The 8,293-nt window shown below is 66.5% G+C and carries 4 protein-coding genes and 1 pseudogene; 1 reads left to right on the top strand and 4 read right to left on the bottom strand.

Annotated elements, in window-relative coordinates; all coding sequences use genetic code 11:
* From AC1DU6_RS13285 to aceE, 4 genes and pseudogenes are all read right to left on the bottom strand, one after another.
* Window positions 1-288 (bottom strand): annotated as a pseudogene (locus tag AC1DU6_RS13285) (hypothetical protein); the annotation flags it as partial.
* 6 nt (window positions 289-294) lie between these two features.
* Window positions 295-2,094: a dihydrolipoyl dehydrogenase gene (gene lpdA / locus AC1DU6_RS13280; RefSeq protein ID WP_477857669.1), complete on the bottom strand. Its 1,800-nt coding sequence runs from the start codon at window positions 2,092-2,094 to the stop codon at window positions 295-297.
* Between the two features lie 16 nt (window positions 2,095-2,110).
* Window positions 2,111-3,769, bottom strand: a complete 1,659-nt coding sequence (gene aceF, locus AC1DU6_RS13275; RefSeq protein ID WP_477857667.1) for a dihydrolipoyllysine-residue acetyltransferase — start codon at window positions 3,767-3,769, stop codon at window positions 2,111-2,113.
* A 122-nt stretch (window positions 3,770-3,891) separates the two neighbouring features.
* Window positions 3,892-6,600, bottom strand: a complete 2,709-nt coding sequence (gene aceE / locus AC1DU6_RS13270; protein ID WP_056195024.1) for a pyruvate dehydrogenase (acetyl-transferring), homodimeric type — start codon at window positions 6,598-6,600, stop codon at window positions 3,892-3,894.
* A 183-nt stretch (window positions 6,601-6,783) separates the two neighbouring features.
* On the opposite strand from aceE, the gene AC1DU6_RS13265 reads away from it, so the two are divergent.
* Window positions 6,784-8,293, top strand: a 1,510-nt coding sequence (locus tag AC1DU6_RS13265) for a PAS domain S-box protein (protein WP_477857665.1), incomplete at its 3' end; no start/stop codon positions are given.

Here is an 8,293-nt window from a genome sequence, read left to right as displayed (position 1 = left end):
GACCTGCGATACGGCCACATCGTCCAGATAGGACAGGCCGACCAACCGGAAGCCGGCGGATCGCACCGCCTGGAAAAGGCCCTTCGGCCCGCTGGCGGGATGACCGTTGGTACCCGGCAACCAGACAAGCAGGGGCTCGGTCACCGCCGGGTCGTAGACCACCCAATGCGGCGGCTCATCGGCCTTGAGCCGCGCATCGGTGGCCTGCGGCGCGACCCGCAGCGAACGTTCCTCGGCCTGTGCCGAGAGCGCCAGCAGCAACGCCGCCCCCAGCAACAGACGACGCATCGCTGCTTACTTCTTGCGCACCGGCGGCACGTCCGTGCAGGAGCCGTGCGCCACTTCCGCAGCCATGCCCAGGCTCTCGCCCAGCGTCGGGTGCGGGTGGATGGTCTTGCCGATGTCCACCGCGTCCGCGCCCATCTCGATGGCCAGCGCGATCTCGCCGATCATGTCGCCGGCATGCGTGCCGACGATGCCGCCGCCGATGATGCGGTGGCTTTCCTCGTCGAAGAGCAGCTTGGTGAAGCCTTCGTCGCGGCCATTGGCGATGGCGCGGCCCGAGGCCGTCCACGGGAACAGCCCCTTGGTGACCTTGATGCCCTTGGCTTTCGCCTCGTCCTCGGTGATGCCCACCCAGGCCACCTCGGGGTCGGTGTAGGCCACGCTCGGGATCACGCGGGCGTCGAACTGGCTCTTCTTGAGCTTCTCGTCACCCAGCAGTTCGCCAGCGATGACTTCCGCCGCCACGTGGCCTTCGTGCACCGCCTTGTGGGCCAGCATGGGCTGGCCGACGATGTCGCCGATGGCGAAGACGCTCGGGACGTTGGTGCGCATCTGCACGTCGACCGGGATGAAACCGCGGTCACCGACGATGACGCCCGCGTTCTCGGCGCCGATCTTCTTGCCGTTGGGCGTGCGGCCCACGGCCTGCAATACCAGGTCGTAGCGCTGCGGCTCCTTCGGCGCGCCCTCGCCTTCGAAGGTGACCCAGATGCCATCGGGCTTGGCCTCGGCACCGACCGTCTTCGTGTTCAACATGATGTTGTCGAAGCGGTGCGCGTTGAACTTCTGCCAGACCTTGACGAGGTCGCGGTCGGCGCCGGTCATCAGCGTGGGCAGCATTTCGACGACGTCCAGGCGCGAGCCCAGCGTGGAGTACACCGTGCCCATTTCCAGGCCGATGATGCCGCCGCCGACGATGAGCATCTTCTCGGCCTCGACCTGCATCTCCAGCGCGCCGGTCGAGTCGACGATGCGCGGGTCGTCAGGCAGGAAAGGCAGGCGCACAGCCTGCGAACCGGCCGCGATGATGAGGCGCTTGAAGGCCACGGTCTGGGCCGCGCCGGTCTTGGCCTGGCCCACGGCGCCTTCGGTCGCTTCGACCTTGAGATGTTGCGCGTCGATCAGCGAGCCGACGCCGCGCAGCACGGTTACCTTGCGCATCTTGGCCATCGCCGCGAGACCGCCGGTCAGCTTGCCTGTCACCTTGTTCTTGTGGGCGCGGAGCTTGTCGATGTCGACTTCCGGCTCACCGAAGGCCACGCCAAGGTCGGCCATGTGGCTGACCTCGTCCATGACCGCCGCGACGTGCAGCAGCGCCTTGGACGGGATGCAGCCGACGTTCAGGCAGACGCCGCCGAGCGTTGCGTAACGTTCGACGAGAGCAACCTTCAAGCCGAGGTCGGCGGCGCGGAAAGCGGCCGAGTAACCACCAGGGCCGCCGCCGAGGACGACGAGGTCGAAGGCCTGGTCGGCGCTGCCCGAGTAGGTCGCAGCAGTCGGCGCGGGTGCGGCGGCCACGGGTGCCGGTGCAGGCGCTGCAGCGGCCGCAACCGGCGCGGGCGCAGCGGCTTCAGCCGAGTCCAGCGTCAGCACGACCGAACCCTTCTTGACCTTGTCGCCGATCTTGACGCGCAGCTCCCTCACCACGCCAGCGGCGGATGACGGGATCTCCATCGACGCCTTGTCGCTCTCGACGGTGATGAGGCTTTGCTCGACCTTGACGGTGTCGCCGGCCTTGACCAGCACCTCGATGACGCCGACTTCGTCGAAGTCGCCAATGTCCGGAACTTGAACTTCCACGATTGCCATGTGTTCAGCTCCCGACTTAGAGCGCGATCCGACGGAAGTCGGAGAGCAGCGAAGCAAAGTAGACGTTGAAGCGAGCAGCCGCGGCGCCGTCGATGACGCGGTGGTCCCAGCTCAGCGACAGCGGCAGGATCAGGCGCGGCTGGAAGGCCTTGCCGTCCCACACGGGTTCGATCGAGCTCTTGCAGACGCCCATGATGGACACCTCGGGCGCGTTGATGATGGGCGTGAAGTACTTGCCGCCGATGCCGCCGAGCGACGAAATCGAGAAGCAGCCGCCGCTCATGTCGGCCGGGCCCAGCTTGCCGTCGCGGGCCTTCTTGGCCAGATCGCCCATTTCCTGCGTGATCTGGAAGATGCCCTTCTTGTCGGCGTCCTTGATGACGGGCACGACCAGGCCGTTGGGCGTGTCCGCCGCGAAGCCGATGTGGAAGTAGTTCTTCAGGACGAGCGTGTCGCCATCCAGCGAGCTGTTGAACTCGGGGAACTTCTTCAGCGCCGCCACGGCCGCCTTGATCATGAAGGCGAGCATCGTGACCTTGATGCCGGCCTTCTCGTTTTCCTTGTTCAGCTGGACGCGGAAGGCTTCGAGGTCGGTGATGTCCGCGTCGTCATGGTTGGTGACGTGGGGGATGACCACCCAGTTGCGGTGCAGGTTGGCGCCCGAGATCTTCTTGATGCGGGACAGTTCCTTGCGCTCGACGGGGCCGAACTTCTCGAAGTCCACCTTGGGCCAGGCGAGCACGTTCAGGCCGGAACCGCTGCCACCACCGCTTGCGGGCGCGGCGGCTTTCTGCGCGGCAGTCTGGAGCTGACCGGACATGACGGCCTTGACGAAGCCCTGCACGTCGCTCTCGACGATGCGGCCCTTGGCGCCCGTGCCCTTCACTTCGGCCAGCGGCACGCCCAGCTCGCGGGCGAGCTTGCGGATGCTGGGCGAGGCGTGGGGCAGCTTGCCAGTCGGAGCAACCGGCTCGTGCGGCGGCAACGCCGCCGTCGGCACGGTCTTGGTCTCCGCCGGTGGAGCAGCCGGGGCTGCTGCAGCAGGCGCCGACGCGGCTACGGGCGCTGCGGCAGGCGCAGGCGCACCACCGGTGGCGGCCACGCGCGCCAGCGGCGAGCCCTTCTTGACCTTGTCGCCGACCTTGACGAGCAGTTCCTCGACCACACCGGCATGCGACGACGGAATCTCCATCGACGCCTTGTCGCTCTCGACGGTGACGAGGCTCTGCTCGACCTTGACGGTGTCGCCGACCTTCACCAGCAGCTCGATGACGGCCACCTCGTCGAAGTCGCCGATGTCCGGCACTTCGATGGTGACCGGGCCGCTGCTTTGCGCAGGGGCCGCCGGTGCCGGCGCGGGTGCTGCGGCAGGCTCGGCCGCCGGGGCGGGGGCTGTAGCGGCAGGCGCCGGCGCAGTGGCCGCAGGCGCGGCAGCACCCTCGGCTTCAACCACCACCAGCACGCTGCCTTCCTTGACCTTGTCGCCCACGGCGACCTTGATCTCCTTGACCACGCCGGCCTGCGACGACGGGATCTCCATCGACGCCTTGTCGCTTTCGACGGTGATCAGGCTCTGCTCGACCTTGACGGTGTCGCCGACCTTGACGAGCACCTCGATGACGCCGACTTCATCGAAATCGCCGATGTCGGGAACCTTGACTTCAACCAATGCCATAACCCATATCTCCAATGTTTGCGGATGTAGTGCCTTCCCAAGCGGCACCCGTGGAACTGGCTTTGCCAGGCCACTGGGTGCTCCCCCTCGAGGGGGAGGCGCGTCAGCGCCTCGGGGGTGGGCTATGCATACAGCGGGTTGATCTTGTTGGCGTCGATGCCGTACTTGGCAATCGCCTCGGCCACTCGCTCGACCGGGATCGCGCCGTCATCGGCCAGTGCCTTCAGCGCAGCGACGACGATGTAGTGGCGGTTGACCTCGAAGTGCGCGCGCAGCTTGGAGCGGAAGTCGCTGCGGCCAAAGCCGTCCGTGCCCAGCACCTTGTAGGAGCGGCCCTTGGGGATGAAGGCGCGGATCTGCTCGGCGTAGTTCTTCATGTAGTCGGTCGACGCGATGACCGGGCCCTTGGTGTGGCCCAGCTGCTGGGTCACGAAGGGCACGCAGGCCAGCTCGGTGGGGTGCAGCAGGTTCCAGCGCTCGGCGTTCTGGCCGTCGCGGGCCAGCTCGTTGAAGCTCGGGCAGCTCCACACATTGGCGCCCACGCCCCACTCCTCTTCSAGCAGCATCTTGGCGACCTGGCTTTCGCGCAGGATGGTGCCCGAACCCAGCAGGTTGACGCTGACCGGCTTGCTGGCGTCGGCTTCTTCCAGCAGATACATGCCCTTGAGGATCTGCTCCTCGGTGCCGGCCTTGAGCCCTGGCATCGGGTAGTTCTCGTTCAGCAGGGTGATGTAGTAATAGACGTTTTCCTGGTCTTCCACCATGCGCTTCAAGCCGCGCTGCATGATGACGGCGACTTCGTGGGCGAAGGTCGGGTCGTAGCTCACGCAGTTCGGGATGGTGCCGGCGAGGATGTGGCTGTGGCCGTCCTCGTGCTGCAGTCCTTCGCCGTTCAGCGTCGTGCGGCCTGACGTGCCGCCCAGCAGGAAGCCACGGGCCTGCATGTCGCCGGCAGCCCAGGCCAGGTCACCGATGCGCTGGAAGCCGAACATCGAGTAGTAGACGTAGAACGGGATCATCACGCGGTTGTTCGTCGAGTACGACGTTGCCGCGGCAATCCACGAAGCCATGCCGCCGGCCTCGTTGATGCCTTCCTGCAGCACCTGGCCGGCCTTGTCCTCGCGGTAGTACATGACCTGGTCGCGGTCGACCGGCGTGTACTGCTGGCCCGCGGGGTTGTAGATGCCGATCTGGCGGAACAGGCCTTCCATGCCGAAGGTGCGCGCCTCGTCAACGAGGATGGGCACCGTGCGCGGGCCCAGTTCCTTGTCACGCAGCAGCGTCGTCAGGAAGCGCACATAGGCCTGGGTCGTCGAGATCTCGCGGCCTTCGGCCGTCGGGTCCAGCACGGCCTGGAAGGTGGCCAGGTCGGGCACGTTCAGTTTTTCGTCGGTTTTGGCGCGGCGCTTGGGCAGGTAGCCGCCCAGCGCGTTGCGGCGCTCGTGCAGGTACTTCAGTTCCTGCGAGCCTTCGGCCGGTTGGTAGAACGGGATCTTGGGCAGGTCTTCGTCCGACACCGGGATGTTGAAGCGGTCGCGCATCGCGCGGATGTCGTCGTCCTGCAGCTTCTTGGTCTGGTGGGCGGTGTTCTTGCCTTCACCGATCTTGCCCATGCCGAAGCCCTTGACGGTCTTCACGAGCAGCACGGTGGGCTGGCCGACGGTGTTGACGGCCTTGTGATAGGCCGCGTAGACCTTCTGCGGGTCGTGGCCGCCGCGCTGCAGGCGCCAGATGTCCTCGTCGCTCATCTTGGAGACGAGTTCCAGCAGCTTGGGGTGCTTGCCGAAGAAGTTCTTGCGCACGAAGGCGCCGTCATTGGCCTTCATGGCCTGGTAGTCACCGTCGACGGTGTCCATCATGACCTTGCGCAGCAGTTCGTCCTTGTCGCGCGCCAGCAGCGGGTCCCAGTAGCCGCCCCAGATCAGCTTGATGACGTTCCAGCCCGCGCCGCGGAACTCGCCTTCGAGCTCCTGGATGATCTTGCCGTTGCCGCGCACCGGGCCGTCCAGGCGCTGCAGGTTGCAGTTGACGACGAAGATCAGGTTGTCGAGCTTCTCGCGCGCGGCCAGGCCGATGGCGCCCAGCGATTCCGGCTCGTCCATCTCGCCGTCGCCCAGGAACACCCAGACCTTGCGCTTGCTCGTGTCGGCAATGCCGCGGGCGTGCAGGTACTTCAGGAAGCGCGCCTGGTAGATGGCCATCAAGGGGCCCAGGCCCATCGAGACGGTCGGGAACTGCCAGAAGTTCGGCATCAACTTCGGATGCGGGTAGCTGGACAGACCCTTGCCGTCGACTTCCTGGCGGAAGTTGATCAGCTGTTCTTCGGTGATGCGGCCTTCCATGAAGGCGCGCGCGTAGATGCCGGGGGCGCTGTGGCCCTGGATGTAGAGCAGGTCGCCGCCGTGCACGCCGTCGTCGGCATGCCAGAAATGGTTGAAGCCGCAGCCCAGCATGGTGGCCAGCGATGCGAAGGAGCTGATGTGGCCGCCCAGGTCGCCACCGTCCTCGGGGTTGTGCTTGTTGGCCCGCACCACCATCGCCATGGCGTTCCAGCGCATGTAGGCGCGCAGGCGTTCCTCGATCTCGATATTGCCCGGGAAGCGCTCTTCCTGGTCGGGCGGGATGGTGTTGACGTAGGCCGTGTTGGCCGAGAACGGCACTTCGATGCCGGCCTGGCGGGCGTGGTCGATCAGGGTCTCGAGCAGGAAGTGGGCGCGGTCGCCACCTTCTTCGCCGATGACGGCCGAAAGGGCATCCAGCCACTCACGGGTTTCCTGTGGGTCTTGGTCGTTCGCGGCGGCGCCGAGAAAGTCTTGCGGCTGGGCTGACATGGCCGTGTCTCCTAATAAATCCGCCTCTGCGGGCGAAAGTGGCAGTTCTAACAGGTGCGAGGTGCGGACCCAGGCCCGCGAGCGGGGCGGAGTGTCTCACAGGCTCGAGCACTTTCCCAAATGGTGCGAGGTGATTTCTTATTATGAAATCAACGAGGCCGGCATCGGCCCGGATAATTGCGCATGCCCCCTGTCTCTGCCTCGCCCAACCGCAGCCAACGCTGGCTCGCCACGATGCGCCGCCTGGTCGCCACCTGGTGGTTCAAGCAGTCGCCGTCACGCCAGGACCGCCTGGCCACGCTGGGCCCGCTGATCTCCGTGCTGCTCTTCCTGGCGGCCATCATTTCGGCCTTCTGGTACCTGCGCAACGAAGAAATCGAACGCGAGACCGAGTCGGTCAAGCGCGACACAGAGATCGCCCAGCAGCAGATCCGCCTGCGCCTGATCGAGAACCAGGAGCAGCTCGTGCGCATCGCGCGCGAGGTCGTCACACGGCAGATCGACGCGCACGAGTTCTCGGCCCAGGCCCAGGCTTTTGCGCGCGAGCGGCCCGAGCTGACGCACGTGACCTGGCTGAGCGCCAAGCGCGAGCGCCGCAGCAGCGTCGGCGCGGCGGGCTTTCAGGCCGACGGGCTGATGTCGGCGGACGGCGGCGACCCGTCCATGCCCATGGCCAACCAGTCCAACGCCGCGGCCATCGCTTTCGAAGCAGCCAAGGACCGCCGCCAGCCGGTCTATTCGCCGCCCTTCGCCGATGCCAACGGCGTCACCGTCTTTCAGCTGCACATCCCGCTGATCGACCGCGGCGGCTTCGCCGGCGTGCTGATCGCCGAGTACACCGTCGAATCGCTGCTGCGCTATTACGTGCCCAGCGAAGTCGCCACCCGCCACAGCATCGCCGTGCTGGATTCGCGCGACCAGGTCGTCAGCAGTACCGTCACGCCCATGCCGGGCCAGGTGCTGCGCCGCGCCTCGCTGCTGCACGACGTGCCGCTGGCGCCGGCACTCAATGGCCTGGTGCTGCGCGGCCAGGGCTGGCGCACTTCCATCGGCCTCATCAACAACGCACTGTTCTGGCTGGTGCTGGCGCTGGCGGGCATGACGGTGTGGATGCTGCTGGGCACCTGGCGCCACATGCGCCGGCGCACGCAGATCCAGAACGCGCTGACGCTGGAAACCAACTTCCGCCGCGCCATGGAGAACTCCATGCTGACCGGCATGCGCGCCATGGACATGGACACGCGCATCACCTACGTGAACCCGGCCTTCTGCGCGATGACAGGCTTCTCGGAGGCCGACCTCGTCGGCCGCACACCACCCTACCCGTTCTGGCCCGTGGACCGCCGCGAGGAGAACGCCCGCCTGCTGCAGCAAGAGCTGCAGGGCCGCAGCCCGTCGGGTGGGGTGGAGGTCAAGATCCAGCGCAAGGACGGCAGCCAGTTCGATGCCCGCGTCTATGTGTCGCCGCTGGTCGACACCAAGGGCAAGCAGACCGGCTGGATGACCTCGATGACCAACATCACCGAGGCCAAGCGCGTGCGCGACCAGCTCTCGGCCTCGCACGAACGCTTCACCACCGTGCTGGAAGGGCTGGACGCCGCCGTGTCCGTGCTGTCTGTGCAGCCGCCCGAGCTGCTGTTCGCCAACCGCAGCTACCGACTGTGGTTCGGCGCAGACCCGGCCGGGCACGCAC

It is taken from the genome of Roseateles sp. P5_B10 (genome assembly GCF_056400485.1).
Note: the sequence above shows the minus strand (reverse complement) of the source record. Positions and strands in the feature narration are given on the sequence as shown.

Excerpts from the sequence above, each read along its gene's own strand:
- lpdA (WP_477857669.1), bottom strand. The coding sequence starts at position 2,094 with ATGGCAATCGTGGAAGTTCAAGTTCCGGACATTGGCGACTTCGACGAA.
- aceF (WP_477857667.1), bottom strand. The coding sequence starts at position 3,769 with ATGGCATTGGTTGAAGTCAAGGTTCCCGACATCGGCGATTTCGATGAA.